Genomic DNA, 20,388 nt, shown 5'->3' on the forward strand with positions numbered 1-20,388 from the left:
CATGGCATTTTCGAAAGCATTTCCGGAAGGGTTTTTATGGGGTGGCGCAACCGCTGCTAACCAACTGGAAGGCGCGTGGAATGTAGGCGGCAAAGGGCTTTCCGTGTCGGATGTTTACACTTTTGATAGCAACACGCCGCGTGAGCGCTGGCTCGATCAGTGGCTGGGCATGACGCACGCGCAAATACGGGAAGCACAGGATCCGCACAGCAAAAAATATTATCCGAAGCGCAAGGGCAACGACTTTTACCACCGTTTTAAAGAAGATATCGCGCTGTTTGCCGGCATGGGTTTTAAATGCTTCCGCATGTCGATCGCATGGACGCGCATCTTCCCGCGCGGCGATGAAACCACGCCCAACGAAGCGGGACTGAAATTTTACGATGAGGTGTTCGACACGCTGCTGGCGCACGGCATCGAGCCGATTGTTTCCCTCTCGCACTATGAAATGCCGCTGGCGCTGGTGACCGATTACGGCGGCTGGCCGAACCGCCAACTGGTGGATTTCTATGTGCGTTTCGCCACCACGGTATTCACCCGCTATCGCAAGAAAGTGAAGTACTGGATGACGTTTAACGAGATCAACTGCGTGAAACATCACCCGTATGTCAGCGTGGGGGTGATCGAAGAGGACAACCCGCATCTGGAGCAAGATAAATACCAGGGCGCGCATCACCAGTTTGTCGCCAGTGCCCTTGCGACCAAAGCCTGCCACAGCATAATTCCCGGCTCGCAGGTCGGCTGCATGATCAGCTACCAGATGCTCTACCCGCACACCTGCCATCCGGATGATTTGCAGGCGTGCGAAGAGATGCAGCGCGTATCGCTGTTCTTTAGCGATGTGCAGGCGCACGGTTATTACCCTGCCTACACCGACCGCATGCTGGCCGAAAAAGGCGTGACGCTGCAAAAAGTGGTCGGCGATGACGAGATCCTGCGCCAGCACCCGGTCGATTTCGTCTCCTTTAGTTACTACATGTCGAGCACCGTCAGCGCACACCCGGAAACGCTGGAAGGCACAGAAGGCAACCTGGTCACCGGCGGCATCCGCAACCCCTATCTGCCCACCAGTCAGTGGGGCTGGCAAATCGATCCGAAAGGGCTGCGCCTGGCACTCAATCAGCTCTATGACCGTTACCAGAAGCCGCTGTTCATTGCCGAAAACGGCCTCGGCGCGGTGGACACCGTCAACCCGGATGGTTCCATCGATGACGATTACCGCATCGATTATCTGCGACAGCACGTTGAGCAGATGAAAGAGGCCATCGCCGATGGCGTGGCTCTGTTCGGTTACACCTGGTGGGGACCCATTGATGTGGTCAGCGCAGGCACGGCACAAATCTCCAAACGCTACGGCTTTATCTATGTCGACCAGGACGATATGGGCAACGGCACGCAGGCGCGTTCGCTGAAGAAAAGCTACCACTGGTATAAAAAACTGATCGCCTCGAACGGCGAAGACTTAGCCGATTAAGGAGTAGATATGTCTGTTTTTCCAAAAGGTTTCTTATGGGGCGGCGCGATTGCCGCCAACCAGGCGGAAGGGGCGTGGAATGAAGACGGCAAAGGGCCGTCCATCGCCGATGTGGTACGCGGCGGTATCGCCTCCGGCAAACACGATGCGGTGATTGACCCCAACCTTTACTATGCCAGCCACGACGCGGTGGACTTTTACCACCGCTACAAAGAGGACGTGGCGCTGTTCGCCGAGATGGGTTTTACGTGCTTTCGCACCTCGATTGCCTGGTCGCGCATTTTCCCGCGCGGCGATGAAACCACACCCAACGAAGCCGGTTTAGCATTTTATGATTCGCTGTTCGATGAGCTGCGAAAGTATGGCATTGAGCCGGTTATCACCCTCTCGCACTACGAAACGCCGCTGGCGCTGTATCAGGAGTATGGCGGCTGGAAAAACCGCCAGTTGATTGACTTTTTTAGCCGCTACTGCGAAACGGTATTTCGCCGCTACAAAGGCAAGGTCAAATACTGGATGACCTTCAACGAGCTGAACAACATGAACCGCATGCCGTTCGCCACCGGCGCGGTGGATGCCGATGCCGGTGCGCAGGCGATCTGGCAGGCCAATCATCACCAGTTTGTCGCTAACGCGCTGGCCAACAAGTTGTGCCACGAGATCATCCCTGAGGCGAAAATCGGCTGCATGTTGTCGCTGAGCACCGTCTACCCGGCAACCAGCAACCCGCAAGACATCTTCTCGACCATGCAGTTACGCCGCCGTTCGCTGTTCTTCTCGGATGTGATGATGCTCGGGCAATACCCGGCGTATGCGCCGCGTCTGTTCCGCGAACTGGGCGTCAAGCTGGAGATAGCCGATGGCGACCTGCAACTGCTGGCAGAGTACCCTTCGGACTACCTCGGCTTTAGCTACTACCGCAGCGTGCTGCACCAGGCAGGCGGCCAGTTCCGCATTTATACCGGCGGCACGGCCGGGCTGGACAACCCATATCTGGAGAAAACCGAATGGGGCTGGCCGATTGACCCGCAAGGTTTTCGCATCGTTTGTAACGAGCTGGCGGATCGCTACCGTAAGCCACTGTTCGTTGTTGAAAACGGTTATGGCGGCATGGATGAACCGGACGCCAGCGGGCAAATTAACGATGACGCCCGCATTGATTATGGCCGTCGCCATATCCAGGCCATGGCGGAAGCGATTGACGATGGCTGCGACATTATGGGCTACACGTGGTGGGGGCCAATCGACATTGTCAGCGCCGGGACGGGTGAGATGAAAAAACGCTACGGCTTTATCTATGTCGACAAGGACAACGACGGCCGCGGTACGCTCACGCGCAGTAAGAAGAAGAGTTTTGCCTGGTATCAACAGGTTATCGCCAGCAATGGCGAAGTGCTGTAAGGTTAAAACCGGGAAGCGCTGCGGCGCTTCTCTTATTTTGGCCTGTTGACGATAAAGGTTTACGCATGAGTACATGGCATCTGGTTGACCCCGAGCTTCGCCCCGCCCTGCAATCCTGGACACCTTCCACGCTGAACGCCGACGCCCTTCCCGCCATACGCGAGCAGCGCCAGCAAGCCGCGCTGCAGGCCATGCATCTTGATGATGGGCTTTCACTGGCGATGCACGAACAGCACATTGCGGGTGCCCACGGTGAACCCGCCGTGCGCGTGCGCGTGATCACGCCAACGATACGTCGCACCAACCGGATGGGGATTTTGCATCTGCACGGCGGCGGTCATCTGTTTGGCAGCCCCGAACAATCTTTGTCGCTCACCCGCCCGACAGCCGCGCGGCATGACTGCGTTGTCGTCTCTGTCGATTACCGCTTGTCACCGGAGCACCGCTTTCCCGGTTCGCTTAATGACTGCTATGCCGCGCTGGTGTGGATGGCGGAAAACGCGGCGCAATTAGGCATCGATGCCAACAATATCGGCCTGATGGGCGACAGCGCCGGCGCGGGTGTTGCCGCCGCTCTGGCGCTGCTGGCGCGCGATCGCAAAGGGCCGCAACTGGCGTTTCAGAACCTGATGTTCCCGATGCTCGATGATCGTACGGTGGTGGAGACGGAACGAAACCCGGTGACGGGCGAATTTATCTGGACGCGGGAAAACAATGCGTTTGGCTGGCGTGCGCTGCTTGGCTGTGAACCCGGGAGCGTTGAGGTATCGCCGTATGCCGCTCCGGCGCGCGCCGATGACCTGGCAGGGCTACCGCCGACCTGGATAGGCGTTGGCACGCTGGATCTGTTTCTTGATGAAGATATGACGTATGCGCAGCGGTTAATACGTGCGGGAGTCGAGGTGGAGTTGAATGTCTGGCCGGGGGCGTATCACGGTTTTAATTCCGACCCGCAGGCGAGCATCGCACAGCGGGCCAGAGAGACGCGCCAGAACTGGCTGGCGCGTTTTAACAGCTAATTACTCGGCGGCAGAAGGCTTACGCGGGCGACGACGGCGAGACGGGTTGCCCGCCGGCGCCGCACCGCCATCAAGACGGCGTCCACCTGCCGGTTTAGCGGCTCCGCCATCCAGACGACGACCACCGGTCGGCTTCGCGCCGCCTTCAGCACGGCGTCCCCCCTCCTGCTTCGCAGCGCCACCTTCGGCGCGGCGCGGGGAGCGCGGTTTTTGTCCTTCGCCTTCACTGCGGCGCGGCGCAGACTGACCACGGCCACCGCCGCCCTGCCCGCGTCCACTGCCCTGACGACCGCCGCCCTGGCCGCGACCATTCTGAATCGGCTCGGCTTTGATCGACGGATCCGGCTCATAGCCTGCCAGCGCAATGCGCGGGATCTCTTTTTTCAGCAGGCGTTCGATATCGCGCAGCAATTTATGTTCGTCCACGCATACCAGTGACAGCGCTTCGCCGGTCGCCGCTGCCCGGCCGGTACGGCCAATACGGTGCACGTAATCTTCCGGCACGTTCGGCAGTTCGTAGTTCACCACATGCGGCAACTCTTCAATGTCGAGCCCACGCGCCGCGATGTCGGTCGCCACCAGCACACGAATGTCGCCAGATTTGAAATCCGCCAGCGCACGCGTACGCGCCCCCTGGCTCTTATTGCCGTGGATCGCCGCGCTGGTGATGCCGTCTTTATTAAGCTGCTCCGCCAGGTGGTTAGCGCCGTGTTTCGTGCGGGTGAAGACCAGCACCTGCTGCCAGTTGCCCTCGCCAATCATCTGCGACAGCAGTTCCCGTTTGCGTTTTTTATCGACGAAATGCACATGCTGCGTCACCTGCTCAGATGCGGTGTTACGGCGCGCCACTTCGATTTCCAGCGGATTACGCAGCAGCTTTTCTGCCAGCTGTTTGATCTCATCAGAGAAGGTCGCGGAGAACAGCAGGTTCTGACGCTTCGGCGGCAGTTTTGCCAGCACGCGGCGAATATCGTGAATAAAGCCCATATCCAGCATGCGGTCGGCTTCGTCGAGCACCAGAATTTCCACGCTATCGAGTTTCAGCGCGTTCTGGTGTTCCAGATCCAGCAGACGCCCCGGTGTCGCCACCAGGATGTCAACGCCGCCGCGCAGCTTCATCATCTGCGGGTTAATGCTCACGCCGCCGAATACCACCAGCGAGCGGATATTCAGGTATTTGCTGTACTCCTGAACGTTTTCACCCACCTGCGCCGCCAGCTCACGGGTTGGCGTTAAGATCAGCGCCCGGATCGGGCGACGGCCTTTGGCGTGCGGCTCGTTTTGAATCAGGCGTTGCAACAGCGGCAGCGTAAAACCGGCAGTTTTACCGGTGCCGGTCTGGGCGCTCGCCATCAGATCGCGGCCTTGCAGCACCGCCGGGATAGCCTGCTGCTGAATAGGGGTCGGCTGAAGATAACCCTGCTCGGCAACAGCGCGCAGGATTTCCGGGTTCAGGCCAAGGGCATCAAAAGACATAACAACTCCACACCGCCCCGACCTGTGAACAGGTGTAGTTTTCGAGGAGATAATAATTTGGCTGATGACAAAAACCACAATGTCATGAAGGGGCGGAGTGTATCAGCTTTTGTGATCACACGCATAAAATATCCCTCCGGGTACGGAATGCGTGATATTAACGCACCGCTAACTGGACAAGCCTACAATTTAGCCATAAAGTTAATCAATCGATTGATTAACTTTCATCACCGCCATGCATACAACACCGACCACCAGCCGGGGCGAACAGGCCCGAAACCAGCTGATTGCCGCCGCGCTGGCACAGTTTGGTGAATATGGCTTGCATGCCACCACGCGGGATATCGCCGCACAAGCCGGGCAGAACATCGCCGCGATCACTTACTATTTTGGCTCAAAAGAGGATTTATATCTCGCCTGTGCGCAGTGGATCGCCGATTTTATCAGCGACAATTTTCGCCCGCATGTGCAGGCCGCCGAAGAGCTGTTCGCCCAGCCCGCGCCGGATAAAGCCGCCATTCGCGAGCTTATCCACCGCGCCTGTAAAAACATGATTGTGCTGCTCACTCATGACGAGACGCTCAACCTGAGCAAATTTATCTCCCGCGAACAGCTCTCGCCGACGCGCGCTTACCAGTTGGTGCATGACCAGGTGATTGCGCCGCTGCACAGCCACTTTACGGCACTGCTCGCCGCCTACACCGGGCGCGACGCCAAAGATACGCAAACCATTATTCATACCCATGCGCTTATCGGCCAGATCCTCGCCTTTCGCCTCGGGCGGGAAACCATTTTGCTGCGCGCCGGATGGACGCAGTTTGATGAAGAGAAAGCGACACAGATTTATCAGGTCATCACCTGTCATATCGATCTTATCTTGCAAGGATTAACGAACAGGAGTTCAACGTGATGAAAAAACCCATCGTCGTGGTAGTGATAGTTGTGGTGGTACTGGCCGCGCTGGGCGGCGGCTGGATGTGGTATCAAAGCAAACAAGACCACACGCTCACCCTGTACGGGAATGTCGACATCCGCACGGTGAATTTAAGTTTCCGCGTTGGCGGGCGGCTCTCTGCGCTGAACGTGGATGAAGGGGATGCGATAAGCGCCGGGCAAACACTTGGCGAAATAGATAAAGCACCCTATGAAAACGCGCTGTTGCAGGCACAAGCCAATGTCGCAACGGCACAGGCAAAATACTCGCTGGCGACTGCCGGTTACCGTGATGAAGAGATAGCCCAGGCCGTCGCCGCCGTGCGTCAGGCACAAGCGGCATATGATTACGCGCAGAACTTCTTTCAGCGCCAGCAGGGACTGATGAAAAGCCGGGCGATTTCGGCAAACGACCTGGAAAATGCCCGCTCCTCACGGGATCAGGCCCAGGCAACGCTGAAATCGGCACAAGATAAACTGAGCCAGTACCGCGCCGGTAATCGCCCGCAGGAAATCGCCCAGGCAAAAGCCAGCCTGGAACAAGCCGAAGCCGCGCTGGCGCAGGCGCAACTGGATCTGCATGACACCACGCTTATCGCGCCGAGTAACGGCACGGTACTGACGCGCGCTGTCGAACCCGGCAGCATGCTCAGCGCCGGAAGCACTGTATTAACCCTCTCCCTGACCCGCCCGGTATGGGTTCGCGCCTATGTGGGTGAACGCAATTTGCACCAGGCACAGCCGGGGCAAGAGGTTTTGCTGTATACCGATGGCCGCCCGGATAAGCCTTATCACGGAAAAATTGGCTTTGTTTCGCCCACCGCCGAATTCACGCCAAAAACCGTCGAAACCCCGGATTTGCGTACCGATCTGGTCTATCGCCTGCGCATTATTGTGACCGATGCCGATGACAGCCTGCGCCAGGGGATGCCTGTTACGCTGCGCTTTAGCGGCGAGGCGCGCCATGAATGACGCGGCTATCCATCTGCGCGGGTTAGTAAAGCGCTTTGCCGGAATGGAAAAACCCGCCGTCGCGCGGCTGGATTGTGAGATCAAAGCGGGATATGTCACCGGCCTTGTCGGGCCGGATGGCGCCGGGAAAACCACGCTGATGCGCATCCTTGCCGGGCTGATGCGCCCGGATGAGGGCAGCGCGCGCGTCATGGGCCTCGACCCCATCGCCAATGACAGCGAACTGCATGCCATGCTCGGCTATATGCCGCAGAAGTTTGGCCTGTATGAAGATTTGACGGTCATGGAAAACCTCAATCTGTATGCCGATTTGCGCAGCGTTACCGGCGAGCAGCGCCGTCAGACGTTTGCGCGGCTGCTGGAGTTCACCGCCCTCGCCCCGTTTACCGGGCGGCTGGCCGGGAAACTCTCCGGCGGCATGAAACAGAAGCTGGGGCTGGCCTGTACGCTGGTCGGCGAACCGAAAGTGCTGTTGCTGGATGAGCCGGGTGTCGGTGTCGATCCGATTTCCCGTCGCGAACTGTGGCAGATGGTGCATGAACTGGCCGGCGACGGCATGCTGATCCTCTGGAGCACCTCCTACCTTGATGAAGCCGAGCAGTGCCGCGATGTGTTGCTGGTGAACGAAGGCGAACTGCTGTATCAGGGCGAACCGAAAGCACTGACGCAAACCATGGCCGGGCGCAGCTTCCTCGTCACCAGTTCAGAGGAGAACAACCGCCGTCTGCTGCGGCGTATCCTGCGGCAGCCGCAGGTCAGCGACGGCATGATCCAGGGCCGCTCGGTGCGTATGATCCTGAAAAAAGGGGCGCAGCCCGAGGATCTGCGGCAGGCAGAAAAGATGCCCGCTATGGAGATCGAGGAGACCGCGCCGCGCTTTGAAGATGCTTTTATCGACCTGCTTGGCGGTGCGGGCACTTCCGAATCGCCACTGGGGGCGATTCTGCATACGGTGGAAGGCAGCGCGGAAGAGACGGTAATTGAAGCCAAATCGCTGACCAAAAAGTTTGGCGATTTCGCCGCCACCGATAATGTCAATTTCGCCGTCAAACGCGGGGAGATTTTTGGCCTGCTCGGCCCGAACGGCGCGGGGAAATCCACTACCTTCAAAATGATGTGCGGTTTGCTGGTGCCGACGGATGGCCAGGCGCTGGTGCTGAATATGGATCTGAAAGTCAGCTCCGGCAAAGCGCGCCAGCATCTGGGGTATATGGCGCAGAAGTTCTCCCTGTACGGCAACCTGACGGTCGAACAAAACCTGCGCTTCTTTTCCGGCGTCTACGGCCTGCGCGGGCGGGCGCAGAACGAGAAAATCGACCGCATGAGCGAGGCTTTCGGGCTGAAAAGTATCGCCAGTCATGCCACCGATGAACTGCCGCTCGGCTTTAAGCAGCGGCTGGCACTGGCCTGCTCGCTGATGCATGAGCCGGACATTCTGTTTCTGGATGAACCCACCTCCGGTGTCGATCCGCTGACGCGGCGCGAGTTCTGGCTGCATATCAACAGTATGGTGGAAAAAGGCGTCACCGTAATGGTGACCACCCACTTTATGGATGAAGCGGAGTATTGCGATCGCATTGGGCTGGTCTACCGCGGGAAGTTAATTGCCAGCGGCACGCCGGATGCGCTGAAGGCGCAAACCGCCGATGCGGATCACCCGGATCCGACAATGGAACACGCGTTTATTACGCTTATCCATAACTGGGATAAGGAGCACCACGATGAGCGTTAAAGCCCTCTCCTGGCGACGCGTACGCGCGTTATGCGTCAAAGAGACGCGCCAGATAGTGCGTGACCCGAGTAGCTGGCTGATTGCGGTGGTGATCCCGCTGCTGCTGCTGTTTATTTTCGGTTACGGTATTAACCTCGATTCCAGCAAACTGCGCGTAGGCGTACTGCTTGAACAGCACAGCGAAGAGGCGCTCGATTTTACCCATACGCTGACCGGTTCGCCCTATATTGATGCCACCATCAGCGATAACCGCCAGCAGCTGATTCAGATGATGCAGGCCGGGCGCATTCGCGGGCTGGTGGTGATCCCGGTGAACTTCGCCGCGCAAATGGCGCGCCCTGGCGACAGCGCGCCGGTGCAGGTGATAACCGATGGCAGCGAACCGAACACCGCTAACTTTGTGCAGGGGTATGTCGAAGGCATCTGGCAACTCTGGCAGCAGCAACGCGCGGAAGACAGCGGGCAGACCTTTAAGCCTTTGATCGATGTGCAAACGCGCTACTGGTTTAACCCGGCGGCTATCAGCCAGCATTTCATTATCCCTGGTGCGGTGACCATTATCATGACGGTGATTGGCGCTATCCTCACCTCGCTGGTGGTGGCACGCGAGTGGGAGCGTGGCACCATGGAAGCGCTGCTCTCCACCGAAATCACCCGCGCGGAACTGCTGCTGTGCAAACTCATTCCCTATTACTTTCTTGGCATGCTGGCGATGGGGCTGTGCATGCTGGTGTCGGTATTTATTCTCGGCGTGCCGTATCGCGGCTCGCTGCTGATCCTCTTTTTGATTACCAGCCTGTTTTTGCTCAGCACCTTAGGCATGGGGCTGTTGATTTCTACCGTCACACGCAATCAATTTAACGCCGCGCAGGTGGCGCTTAACGCCGCGTTTTTACCGTCGATTATGCTGTCCGGTTTTATTTTCCAGATAGACAGCATGCCCGCGATTATCCGCGTGGTGACGTACATTATTCCGGCTCGCTACTTTGTCAGCACCCTGCAAAGCCTGTTTCTGGCGGGCAATATCCCGGTGGTGCTGCTGGTGAATGTGCTGTTTTTAATCGCCTCGGCGGTGATGTTTATTGGCCTGACGTGGCTGAAAACCAAACGCAGACTGGATTAAGGAAAAGCCATGTTTTACCGTTTACTGACGCTTATCCGCAAAGAGTTGCAATCGCTGCTGCGCGAGCCGCAAACCCGCGCCATTTTGATCCTGCCGGTGCTGATTCAGGTGCTGCTGTTTCCTTTCGCCGCCACGCTGGAAGTGACCAACGCCACCATCGCCATCTATAACGAAGATAACGGCAAACACGCCGTCGAACTGACCCAGCGTTTTGCCCGCGCGAAAGCCTTTACCCATGTGTTACTGCTGAACAGCCCGCAAGAAATTCGCCCCACCATTGACACGCAAAAAGCGCTGTTGCTGGTGCGCTTCCCGGCGGATTTCTCGCGCACTCTCGACAGCGGCGTTACCGCGCCGATGCAGTTGATTCTGGATGGGCGTAACTCGAACAGCGCGCAAATCGCCGCCAATTATTTGCAGCAGATCGTCAAAGCGTATCAACAGGAGCTGCTCAGCGGGCGGGAAAAACCGAACAACAGCGAACTGGTGGTACGCAACTGGTATAACCCGAATCTTGATTACAAATGGTTTGTGGTACCGTCGCTGATTGCGATGATTACCACCATCGGCGTGATGATTGTTACCTCGCTGTCGGTGGCGCGTGAACGCGAGCAAGGCACGCTCGATCAGTTGCTGGTTTCACCGCTGGCAACGTGGCAAATCTTTGTCGGTAAAGCGGTGCCCGCGCTGATTGTCGCCACGTTCCAGGCAACGATTGTGCTCGGCGTGGGTATTCTGGCGTATAAAATCCCCTTCGCCGGTTCGCTGCTGCTGTTCTATTTCACCATGCTGGTGTATGGCTTGTCGCTGGTGGGTTTTGGCTTGCTGATTTCGTCGCTCTGTTCAACCCAGCAGCAGGCGTTTATTGGCGTGTTTGTCTTTATGATGCCGGCGATTTTGCTCTCCGGTTATGTGTCGCCGGTGGAGAATATGCCGGTCTGGTTGCAGGATCTCACCTGGGCGAATCCAATCCGCCACTTTACCGATATTACCAAGCAGATTTACCTGAAGGACGCCAGCTTTACCATTGTCTGGCAGAGTTTGTGGCCGCTGCTGGTGATTGCGGCGACCACCGGTTCAGCGGCGTATGCGCTGTTCAGGCGCAAAATCATGTGACGGGTTTTCAGCTTATGTACGGGCAGGTTTGCTTGCCCGTCTGTTTGACTGCTTAGCGGTGATCGTGAGGGTTGGCTGCGTTACCGCGTTGATGCAGGCCGAAAGATTTAGCGGGAAGTTTTCTCTCTTTGGTCAGCAGCGACACCACCGCCGGTCCCGCGAGGATCGCCAGCCCGACAACCGCCAGCAAATAGTTATTTTGCAATACGCGGGAGAGCAGCCAGATAACAATCAGCGACGCGCCAAAATACCAGGTGGTGGTCAGCTCCTCCAGCACATCGCCGAACTCGCGCCAGCGCGCTTCATGGTGGCGCTGGAGAAACAGCATCAGCAGCACGGAGATGCCATACAGCACGCAAAGCCCTAAGCCAACACGCACCAGCGTGCCGCTCATCCAGCCCATCACCAGCAGCGTTACAATCAGTACGTGCAACATAATCTGCCAGCAACTCAGGCCAGTCGCGACACGAACACGTTGTTGCCACTTCATGGTTTCTCTCCTGGAGGATTTTTATCTGTATGAAGCGTACTCGTATTTACGGAAAATTCCGTAACCCCGCCCTTTTTTGTGACAGGGACTACAATTTATTTTCACGAGGAGAGTGACGCTGGCAGGAGAGTTATGACCCAACACGCGCGAAATTTTTCATTAAAAGTGCTCACCATCAATACCCATAAAGGCTTCACCGCGTTTAACCGCCGCTTTATTTTGCCCGAGCTGCGCGACGCGGTGCGTACCGTTAGCGCCGACATCGTCTGCCTGCAAGAGGTGATGGGCGCGCATGAAGTTCACCCGTTGCATGTGGAAAACTGGCCGGACACCACCCATTACGAATTCCTTGCCGATACCATGTGGAGCGATTACGCCTACGGGCGCAATGCGGTTTACCCGGAAGGACATCATGGCAATGCGGTGCTCTCCCGCTTTCCGATTGAGCATTATGAAAATCGCGACGTCTCCGTTGACGGCAGCGAAAAGCGCGGCCTGCTCTACTGCCGCATTATGCCGCCGGATCTGGGTCATGCGTTGCATGTGATTTGTGTCCACCTCGGGCTACGGGAAGCGCACCGCCAGGCACAACTGACCATGCTGGCGGAGTGGGTCAATGGGCTGCCGGAAAACGAACCGGTGGTGGTCGCTGGCGACTTTAACGATTGGCGGCAAAAAGCCAATCACCCGTTAAAAACGCAGGCCGGGCTGGAGGAGATCTTCACCCGCGCGCATGGACGCCCTGCCCGCACGTTTCCGGTGAGCCTGCCGCTGCTGCGCCTCGATCGTATTTATGTGAAAAACGCGAACGCCAGCGCACCGACCGCGTTGCCGCTGCGTAACTGGCGTCATTTGTCCGATCATGCCCCACTGAGCGCGGAGATCCATCTATGAAATGTAGCTGGCGGGAAGGTAATCGCATTCAGTTGCTGGAAAACGGGGATAACTATTACCCCGCGCTGTTTGACGCCATCGATCATGCAAAACAGCGCGTTATTCTGGAAACCTTTATCTGGTTTGAAGACGATGTTGGACGTCAGTTGCAGCAGGTGCTGCTGCGTGCTGCCCAGCGTGGGATCAGCATTGAAGTGCTGCTGGACGGCTACGGTTCGCCGGATCTGAGCGAACCGTTTGTCAGTGCGCTGACCTCGGCGGGGGTAATTTTCCGTTACTACGATCCCGGCCCACGGCTGTTCGGCATGCGCACCAATCTATTTCGCCGCATGCACCGCAAAATCGTGGTAATCGATAACACTGTGGCGTTTGTTGGCGGCATTAACTACTCGGCAGAGCACGTCACCAGCTACGGCCCGGAAGCGAAGCAGGATTACGCCGTGCGGGTTGAAGGCCCGGTGGTGCTGGATATTTTGCAATTTGAACTGGAGAACCTGCCGGATAACGCACCGGTCAAACGCTGGTGGCGCAAACGCCGCCATCGCCCGGAGGAGAACCGCAAACCCGGCGAAGCGCAGGCGCTGTTTGTCTGGCGCGATAATGATGATCACCGCGACGACATTGAACGCCACTACCTGAAAATGCTGGCGAATGCGCGCCGTGAAGTGATCATCGCCAACGCCTACTTCTTCCCCGGCTACCGGTTGTTGCACGCCATGCGCAGCGCCGCCCGGCGTGGTGTCAGCGTAAAACTGATTGTGCAGGGTGAACCAGATATGCCGATTGTGAAAGTTGGTGCGGAGCTGCTTTATAACTATCTGCTGAAAGGTGGTGTCCAGGTGTATGAATATCGCCGCCGCCCGCTGCATGGCAAAGTGGCGCTGATGGACGATCACTGGGCCACTATCGGCTCCAGCAATCTTGATCCGCTGAGCCTGTCGCTCAACCTTGAAGCCAATCTGATTATTCATGACCGCGTGTTTAACCAGACGCTACGCGACAATTTGCAGGGGCTGATTAATAACGACTGCGTGCGGGTAAATGAGTCCATGGCGCCGAAACGAACGTGGTGGAACCTCGGAAAAAGCGTGGTGGTGTTCCACTTTTTACGCCACTTCCCGGCGATGGTCGGCTGGCTACCGGCGCATACGCCAAGGCTGGCCGAGGTGGAGCCGCCCGTTCAGCCCGAAATCGAAACCCAGGATCGGACTGAAGCGCAGCACTCAGGGGTGAAACCATGACATCACGCTCACATCCGCGCTGGCGGCTGGCGAAAAGAGTACTCACGGTCCTGTTCTTTATTGCTGTTGTGGTACTGCTGGTGCTGTATGCACAAAAAGTGAACTGGGATGATGTCTGGAAAGTCATTCGCGACTATAACCGCACCGCGCTGCTGAGCGCCGTCGCACTGGTGGTAATCAGCTACCTGCTATACGGCTGCTATGATTTGCTCGGCCGTGCTTACTGCGGGCACAAGCTGGCAAAACGCCAGGTGATGCTGGTGTCGTTTATCTGTTATGCCTTTAACCTGACGCTCAGCACGTGGGTGGGCGGCATCGGTATGCGCTACCGGCTTTACTCACGTCTTGGCCTGCCGGGGAGCACGATTACCCGCATTTTCTCACTGAGTATTACCACCAACTGGCTGGGCTACATTTTGCTCGGCGGGGTGATATTTACCTTCGGCGTGGTGCAGATCCCGGCGCACTGGTATATCGACGACACGACGTTACGCATTGTCGGCGTGGTGTTGCTGCTGGTGATCGCGGTTTACCTGTGGGGCTGCGCATTCGCCAAACGCCGTCATCTGACGATTAAAGGCCACAAGCTGGTGCTGCCATCGTGGAAATTTGCCGTTGCGCAGTTGGCTATTTCCAGCGCCAACTGGATTGCCATGGGGGCTATTATCTGGCTGTTGATGGGCATGCAGGCCGATTTCTTCTTCGTGCTTGGCGTGTTGCTGGTCAGCAGTATCGCAGGTGTGATTGTGCATATTCCGGCGGGGATCGGCGTGCTCGAAGCGGTGTTCATCGCCCTGCTCGCCAGCGAGCACGTTTCACAAGGCATGATTATCGCCGCCCTGCTCGCCTACCGCGTACTTTACTACTTCCTGCCGCTGCTGCTGGCGCTGGTTTGCTACCTGTTACTGGAGAGCCGGGCGAAAAAGCTGCGGGCGAAAAACGAAAAAGCGATGGCGCAGCAGTAAGTTTTTAGCGCGAGCTGGTGCCAGGTAAGAGATACGACAGCAGTTCCAGCGTTCTGAAAAACGCGGTGATGACCCCAAGCCAGATAGCCAGTGCGCCACGGATCGCACTGCTCTGCACGGTGGTAAATTCGCGGGCGTAGAGCTCACAGGCGCTTACGGCGATGGACTTGCTTTTGTATGCGCTCACGGCGCTAAAGAACAGCACCGCCATTATGCTACCGAACCACAGTAACAGACCGCTGTGACGCAGGCTGTTTACGGCTATCGCCAGCAACAGACCCGCCAGCGCCATCAGCCAGTAGTAACCGCTGCCGCGCAGGGATGAACCGGCAAAATGGGCAATCGCTGCGCCAAGCAGATACATGCCGCCGGTAATCGCCAGATGGACGATAATCCCGGCGAGCGGAAACAGGCTGGCGAGCAACAAGCCCGAGAGGATACTCATCAGCGCCAGACCGGCTAACGCCAGCCAGGTATTGAAGCGGTCAAAAAGAACGTTGAGCACCAGGGCGGCGACAAACCAGAGGATCACCAGCAGCACAATAATCGCGCTGTGTTCGGTAAACGCGCGGATCGCCATGACATCCAGCACCAGCCAGGCCGTGGCGATACTCAGCGCCATTCCTGCCGCCAGCCATAAGCAAATATTGACCATCAGCTCTGCAGGCGCGACCTGTGCAGGCTGGATCCAGCCAAAGGGTTTCACCGGGTTCCTCCCTGAATAGCGGCTGTCCGCAAGGCAAAAAAATCCCGGCAAATGCCGGGATCGTGAAGCGGGATATTAACGGCGGTTGCCGAAAATACGCAACAGCATCAGGAACAGGTTGATGAAGTCGAGGTACAGCGTCAGCGCGCCGAGAATGGAGGATTTACGCAGCTGCGACGCGTCGCGAACATCGATTTGCTGACCGATATTTTTCAGCTTCTGCGTGTCGTAGGCGGTCAGACCAACGAAAATAACCACCCCGATATAAGTTACTGCCCACATCAGCGCTTCACTTTTCAGCCAGAAGTTGACCAGTGAGGCCAGCAGAATACCAATCAGCCCCATAAACAGCATGCTGCCGAGGCCGCTGAGATCGCGTTTGGTGGTGTAACCATACAGGCTCATCGCGCCAAACATCCCGGCGGTGACGACAAAGGTGGCGGCAATAGATTGCGCGGTGTAGACCAGCAAAATACTGGAAATCGTTAGCCCGGTTAGCGCCGAATAGAGCATAAACAGCGTGGTTGCCAGCCCGGCGCTCAGCTTATGAATCAGCCCGGAGAGCACAAACACCACCGCCAGTTGCGCAATCACCAGGCCAAAGAAGGTTATCTGGCTGGAAAAGATAAGAGCTCTGACAGCTTCGCTGCGCGCGGCGTACCAGGCGACAAACGCCGTCAGCAGCAGGCCGCAGGTCATCCAGCCATATACCTGCGCCATATACGTTTGTAAGCCGGTACGGCTGTGCTGAACAATTGAATCAGAACGAGGGAAACGGTCCATAATCACTCCAGATTGATGGGTTAGCCTTTTAAGGTTAACACATCCCTGCTCAACGGATTACCAACGTTTCGCCGCCTGCTGGTCGCTGTCGCGGGCTTCCACCCAGCGATCGCCTTCCGGCGTCGCCTCTCGTTTCCAGAACGGCGCGCGGGTTTTCAGGTAATCCATAATGAATTGCCCGGCGTCAAACGCGCTGCTGCGGTGCGCGCTGGCCACACCAACAAAGACAATTTCGTCGCCCGGCCACAATTCGCCCACACGGTGATATACGGTGACACGCCCGAGCGGCCAACGGCTGCGCGCTTCATCAACGATCTCCGCCAGCGATTTTTCCGTCATACCCGGATAGTGCTCCAGCGTTAACGCACTGACGCTGTCACCTAAATTGTGATTGCGCACTTTACCGGTAAACGTCACTACCGCGCCGTCTTCATCGCATGCCGCCAGCCAGGCGTATTCATCGCCGACGCTGAACGTCGCATGATCGACGCAAATTCGCGTTTCGCTCATTTCAGCCCCCGGTGACCGGCGGGAAGAAAGCGACTTCATCGCCGCTTTGCAACGGATGGTCAAAACTGACCAGCGTCTGATTCACCGCCGCCAGCAATTTGCCCTCTTCCAGCGCCAGCGCCCAGCGCTCGCCCTGCGCAGCCAGATGCTGGCGCAGCGCTTCCACAGAGCTAAAAGACGTTTCAATGGTGGTGCTGTCGCAGCCGACCAGTTCGCGCACCTGCGCGAAAAAAAGGACTTTATTCATTGCTATCCGCCCTGAAATCACCCGATTTGCCGCCGCTTTTCGCCAGCAGGCGCACCGGGCCAATCACCATATCTTTTTGTACCGCTTTGCACATATCGTAAATAGTTAACGCGGCCACCGAAGCGGCGGTCAGCGCTTCCATCTCCACACCGGTTTTGCCGCTCAGGCGGCATACGGCTTCGATACGTACGCGATTATGTTCCGGCTCGGCCTGCAACTGCACTTCGACTTTGCTCAACAATAGCGGGTGGCACAGGGGGATCAGCTCCCAGGTGCGTTTCGCCGCCTGGATCCCGGCGATACGCGCAGTGGCAAAGACATCGCCTTTATGGTGGCTACCGTCGACGATCATCGCCAGCGTTTGCGGCAGCATGGTGACAAACGCTTCAGCGCGCGCTTCACGGACGGTTTCCGCTTTGGCGGAGACATCCACCATATGCGCTTCGCCGTCGGCGTTAATATGGGTCAGTTGTGACATAACTTATTTCTTAAGATGGGGATAGAAATTACACGGGCGCGTACGCGCATCCAGCTGCGGCGCAATAATATTGTCCCATGCGGTGCGGCAGGCTTTGGTCGAACCGGGCATGGCAAAAATCAACGTCTTATTCGCTATACCGGCGACAGCGCGGGATTGCAGCGTGGCGGTGCCAATCTCTTCAAACGAGAGCATGCGGAACACTTCGCCAAACCCTTCGACTTCGCGGTCGAACAGCGGCAATAACGCTTCCGGCACCTGGTCGCCTTCCGTCAAACCGGTGCCGCCGGTGATCAACACGACTTGCACATCATCGCTTGCGATCCACGCGGAAACCTGGGCGCGAATGGCGTAACGGTTCTCTTTGACGATGGCTTTATCGACCAGTTGATGACCGGCTTCATGCGCGGCGTCGCGCAGCCAGTGACCGGATGTATCGTCTTCTTCACCGCGACGGCTGGAGACCGTCAAAATAGCTAGCCTGACCGGGATAAACTCAGCGCTGACCTGGCTCATGTCATTCTCCTTGCGGTTTAACCGCCGATGTATGAAAGGTTTTGCGTAATGCCTGTATTGCCCTGATGCAGGAAGTGCGTCTGCTTTTTGTGCGTTAACGCCACCGCAATACGCTGTTCAAGCATCGCCTGCTGCGCATCGTCTTGCAGCAGATCGCGCAGATTCACGCCGCCATCGCCAAACAGGCACAGATGCAGTTTACCGGTCGAGGAGACGCGCAGACGGTTGCAACTGGCGCAGAAATCTTTTTCATACGGCATGATAAGGCCGATCTCCCCCTCGTAATCCGGGTGGCAGAAAACCTGTGCCGGGCCGTCGCTGCGCTGGCGCAACTGGTGGATCCAGCCACGTTTAAGTAGCTCATCGCGCAGCACCATGCCGGATATATGGTGGTTGCGAAAAAGCTCGCTGCCCTCGCCGGTTTCCATCAGTTCAATAAAGCGTAGCTGGATGGGACGCGATTTTATCCACGCCAGAAAGGTGTCGAGCTGATGATGGTTCACATCGCGCATCAGCACGGTGTTGACTTTGACTTTAGCAAACCCGGCGCTGAAGGCGGCATCGATACCGTCCATCACCTGACGGAATTTATCCTGCCCGGTAATGGCGTGAAATTGCCGCGCATCGAGACTGTCGACGCTGACGTTGATGGCGGTAAGCCCCGCCTCGCGCCACTGGGCCGCGTCACGTGCAAGGCGGTAGCCATTGGTAGTGACGGCGATTTGTCGGATAGCGCTGTTTTCACGCACCGCCGCAATGATGTCGGTAAAATCACGGCGCAGGGAGGGCTCCCCGCCGGTCAGGCGCACTTTCTCCGTGCCCATCGCGCTAAACGCGCGCGTCACCCGGCGAATTTCTTCGACGCTCAGGAAGCCATTATTGTTGACGCCGCTCGGCTTATAGCCGTCGGGCAGACAGTAAGTGCAACGGAAATTGCACACATCGGTGATCGACAAACGCAAGTAATAGAACTTACGCGCGAACGCATCGGTAAGTTGTGAGGCCATGTACACCTTTCCAAGTACGGGAGATGCAGTCATTTCTTTCTGCACCCTGGCAGCAGAACCGTTCGGTTTTGCTACGGCCAAAGCACCATGTCGTGAGAGTTAGGTTGCTTAGGCTTGAGTGTATGTTTTGTCAGTAACGCTAAAATTGCTTAAGCGATAGTAGCGCGAACGTCGGGCTTTCGCTATCACGATCATCGCTATATAAACAGATACATAGCGGCATGATCATGCACTTTCGCTACAGAGTACGCGAAAATCGCCTTTTTGCTTTGATATGTGTCATTTTCCTTCCTGCGCGGCATCGTCTTTTGGTGGTATTTAGGCTAACGTAGCGCGGTAAATTTTCATAAGGAACCATTATGCGTAATCGCACACTTGCAGACCTGGATCGTGTTGTCGCCCTCGGCGGCGGGCATGGCCTCGGGCGTGTGATGTCTTCGCTTGCCTCGTTGGGATCGCGACTTACCGGCATTGTCACCACCACCGATAATGGCGGCTCAACCGGGCGTATTCGCCGCTCTGAAGGCGGAATAGCCTGGGGCGATATGCGTAATTGTTTAAACCAGCTCATCACGGAACCGAGCGTGGCGTCGGCGATGTTTGAGTACCGTTTTAGCGGTAACGGCGAACTTTCCGGGCATAACCTCGGAAATTTAATGTTAAAGGCGCTCGATCACCTGAGTGTGCGGCCTCTGGAAGCGATCAATTTAATTCGCAATTTATTAAAGGTGGACGCATTTTTGATCCCGATGTCTGAGCAACCCGTCGATTTAATGGCGACAGACAGTGAAGGGCATCAGGTTTATGGCGAGGTCAACATTGACCAGCTTCACGCGCCAATCCAGGAGTTAATGCTGTTTCCGAAGGTGCATGCCACTCGCGAAGCAGTACAGGCAATCGCAGAAGCGGATTTGATTATCATCGGCCCAGGCAGCTTTTACACCAGCCTGCTGCCGCTGCTGCTGCTCGACGATCTGGCGCAGGCGTTACGCCGTACACCCGCGCCGGTCGTTTACATTGGCAACCTTGGTAAAGAACTCAGCCCGGCCGCCGCCAGCCTGACGCTGGCAGATAAACTGGCGATTATGGAGCAGTACGTCGGTAAAAAAATTATCGATGCCGCTATTGTTGGCCCGAAAGTCGACACGCAAGCCGTTAGCGATCGGTTAATTATTCAGGAAGTGCTGGAAGCCAGCGATATTCCTTACCGCCATGACCGGCATCTGCTGCGCGTCGCGCTGGAAAAAGCGGTGCAACATTTGGGTTAAGAAGCGTACGGCGGGAATTTTTTCTCCCGCCAGTGCT

Annotated in this window: 21 protein-coding genes and 1 riboswitch; of the genes, 12 read left to right on the top strand and 9 right to left on the bottom strand. The window is 57.0% G+C overall.

The genetic code is table 11. The features are described from left to right. Position 1: 1 nt before the first annotated feature. The 3 genes from O3S68_RS09860 (at position 2) to O3S68_RS09870 (ending at position 3,894) form a co-directional block, all read left to right on the top strand. A complete protein-coding gene (locus O3S68_RS09860; RefSeq protein ID WP_269231403.1) occupies positions 2-1,474 on the top strand; it encodes a glycoside hydrolase family 1 protein in 1,473 nt (490 codons plus the stop codon). 9 nt (positions 1,475-1,483) lie between these two features. Next, positions 1,484-2,875, top strand: a complete 1,392-nt coding sequence (locus O3S68_RS09865; protein ID WP_269231404.1) for a glycoside hydrolase family 1 protein — start codon at positions 1,484-1,486, stop codon at positions 2,873-2,875. Positions 2,876-2,940: 65 nt separating this feature from the next. After that, positions 2,941-3,894, top strand: a complete 954-nt coding sequence (locus O3S68_RS09870; RefSeq protein ID WP_269231405.1) for an alpha/beta hydrolase — start codon at positions 2,941-2,943, stop codon at positions 3,892-3,894. Here the strand turns inward: O3S68_RS09870 and rhlE are convergent, their stop codons facing one another. Beyond that, on the bottom strand, positions 3,895-5,370 hold the full coding sequence (gene rhlE, locus O3S68_RS09875; protein WP_249882479.1) for an ATP-dependent RNA helicase RhlE: 1,476 nt from the start codon (positions 5,368-5,370) through the stop codon (positions 3,895-3,897). It lies immediately after the preceding gene. Positions 5,371-5,605: 235 nt separating this feature from the next. Between rhlE and cecR the strand changes: the two genes are divergently transcribed. From cecR to O3S68_RS09900, 5 genes are read left to right on the top strand one after another with little or no spacing between them, the layout of a single operon-like run. After that, positions 5,606-6,280, top strand: a complete 675-nt coding sequence (cecR, locus tag O3S68_RS09880; RefSeq protein WP_269231406.1) for a transcriptional regulator CecR — start codon at positions 5,606-5,608, stop codon at positions 6,278-6,280. Next, positions 6,280-7,275, top strand: coding sequence for a secretion protein HlyD (hlyD, locus tag O3S68_RS09885; RefSeq protein ID WP_160271521.1), 996 nt, complete (start codon positions 6,280-6,282; stop codon positions 7,273-7,275). Before cecR ends, hlyD begins: the two co-directional genes overlap by 1 nt. Continuing rightward, positions 7,268-9,007, top strand: a complete 1,740-nt coding sequence (locus O3S68_RS09890; RefSeq protein WP_269231407.1) for an ATP-binding cassette domain-containing protein — start codon at positions 7,268-7,270, stop codon at positions 9,005-9,007. The genes hlyD and O3S68_RS09890 overlap by 8 nt, the downstream gene beginning before the upstream one ends. Next, entirely contained in the window at positions 8,997-10,130 is a 1,134-nt protein-coding gene (locus O3S68_RS09895; protein WP_045514051.1) for an ABC transporter permease, read from the top strand. Before O3S68_RS09890 ends, O3S68_RS09895 begins: the two co-directional genes overlap by 11 nt. 9 nt (positions 10,131-10,139) lie before the next feature. After that, positions 10,140-11,246, top strand: a complete 1,107-nt coding sequence (locus O3S68_RS09900; protein ID WP_269231408.1) for an ABC transporter permease — start codon at positions 10,140-10,142, stop codon at positions 11,244-11,246. Between the two features lie 52 nt (positions 11,247-11,298). Here O3S68_RS09900 and O3S68_RS09905 read toward each other — a convergent pair whose 3' ends face one another. After that, complete coding sequence (locus tag O3S68_RS09905; RefSeq protein WP_269231409.1) at positions 11,299-11,736, bottom strand: YbhQ family protein; 438 nt, start codon at positions 11,734-11,736, stop codon at positions 11,299-11,301. A 132-nt stretch (positions 11,737-11,868) separates the two neighbouring features. Between O3S68_RS09905 and O3S68_RS09910 the strand changes: the two genes are divergently transcribed. Genes O3S68_RS09910 through O3S68_RS09920 form a run of 3 tightly spaced genes read left to right on the top strand, consistent with a single transcriptional unit; the run spans position 11,869 to position 14,836 of the window. After that, entirely contained in the window at positions 11,869-12,630 is a 762-nt protein-coding gene (locus O3S68_RS09910) for an endonuclease/exonuclease/phosphatase family protein (RefSeq protein WP_020457107.1), read from the top strand. Then, positions 12,627-13,871 carry a cardiolipin synthase ClsB gene (clsB, locus tag O3S68_RS09915; protein WP_020457106.1) on the top strand — a complete coding sequence of 415 codons (1,245 nt, stop codon included), beginning with the start codon at positions 12,627-12,629 and terminating at the stop codon, positions 13,869-13,871. The genes O3S68_RS09910 and clsB overlap by 4 nt, the downstream gene beginning before the upstream one ends. Further along, positions 13,868-14,836, top strand: a complete 969-nt coding sequence (locus O3S68_RS09920; protein WP_045514047.1) for a lysylphosphatidylglycerol synthase domain-containing protein — start codon at positions 13,868-13,870, stop codon at positions 14,834-14,836. Before clsB ends, O3S68_RS09920 begins: the two co-directional genes overlap by 4 nt. A gap of 4 nt (positions 14,837-14,840) precedes the next feature. Here O3S68_RS09920 and O3S68_RS09925 read toward each other — a convergent pair whose 3' ends face one another. The 7 genes from O3S68_RS09925 to moaA form a co-directional block, all read right to left on the bottom strand. Then, complete coding sequence (locus O3S68_RS09925; protein ID WP_269231410.1) at positions 14,841-15,542, bottom strand: Bax inhibitor-1 family protein; 702 nt, start codon at positions 15,540-15,542, stop codon at positions 14,841-14,843. 75 nt (positions 15,543-15,617) lie between these two features. Further along, positions 15,618-16,325 carry a Bax inhibitor-1/YccA family protein gene (locus O3S68_RS09930; protein WP_269231411.1) on the bottom strand — a complete coding sequence of 236 codons (708 nt, stop codon included), beginning with the start codon at positions 16,323-16,325 and terminating at the stop codon, positions 15,618-15,620. A gap of 57 nt (positions 16,326-16,382) precedes the next feature. Then, on the bottom strand, positions 16,383-16,835 hold the full coding sequence (gene moaE / locus O3S68_RS09935; RefSeq protein ID WP_020457103.1) for a molybdopterin synthase catalytic subunit MoaE: 453 nt from the start codon (positions 16,833-16,835) through the stop codon (positions 16,383-16,385). 1 nt (position 16,836) lies between these two features. Then, positions 16,837-17,082, bottom strand: coding sequence for a molybdopterin synthase sulfur carrier subunit (moaD, locus tag O3S68_RS09940; protein ID WP_269231412.1), 246 nt, complete (start codon positions 17,080-17,082; stop codon positions 16,837-16,839). Continuing rightward, positions 17,075-17,560 (bottom strand): cyclic pyranopterin monophosphate synthase MoaC, encoded by a 486-nt coding sequence (gene moaC / locus O3S68_RS09945; RefSeq protein ID WP_269231413.1) that lies wholly within the window; start codon positions 17,558-17,560, stop codon positions 17,075-17,077. Before moaC ends, moaD begins: the two co-directional genes overlap by 8 nt. Before the next feature lie 3 nt (positions 17,561-17,563). After that, positions 17,564-18,076 carry a molybdenum cofactor biosynthesis protein B gene (gene moaB, locus O3S68_RS09950; RefSeq protein WP_045514033.1) on the bottom strand — a complete coding sequence of 171 codons (513 nt, stop codon included), beginning with the start codon at positions 18,074-18,076 and terminating at the stop codon, positions 17,564-17,566. A 17-nt stretch (positions 18,077-18,093) separates the two neighbouring features. Continuing rightward, positions 18,094-19,083 (bottom strand): GTP 3',8-cyclase MoaA, encoded by a 990-nt coding sequence (moaA, locus tag O3S68_RS09955; protein ID WP_020457100.1) that lies wholly within the window; start codon positions 19,081-19,083, stop codon positions 18,094-18,096. After that, positions 19,071-19,216, bottom strand: a riboswitch (molybdenum cofactor riboswitch). Its footprint overlaps the gene before it by 13 nt. A gap of 226 nt (positions 19,217-19,442) precedes the next feature. Between moaA and yvcK the strand changes: the two genes are divergently transcribed. Then, on the top strand, positions 19,443-20,351 hold the full coding sequence (gene yvcK, locus O3S68_RS09960; protein WP_020457099.1) for a uridine diphosphate-N-acetylglucosamine-binding protein YvcK: 909 nt from the start codon (positions 19,443-19,445) through the stop codon (positions 20,349-20,351). The last annotated feature ends 37 nt before the right edge of the window (positions 20,352-20,388 follow it).

The sequence above is a fragment of the Kosakonia sp. SOY2 genome (genome assembly GCF_027109175.1).
Lineage (GTDB): Bacteria > Pseudomonadota > Gammaproteobacteria > Enterobacterales > Enterobacteriaceae > Kosakonia.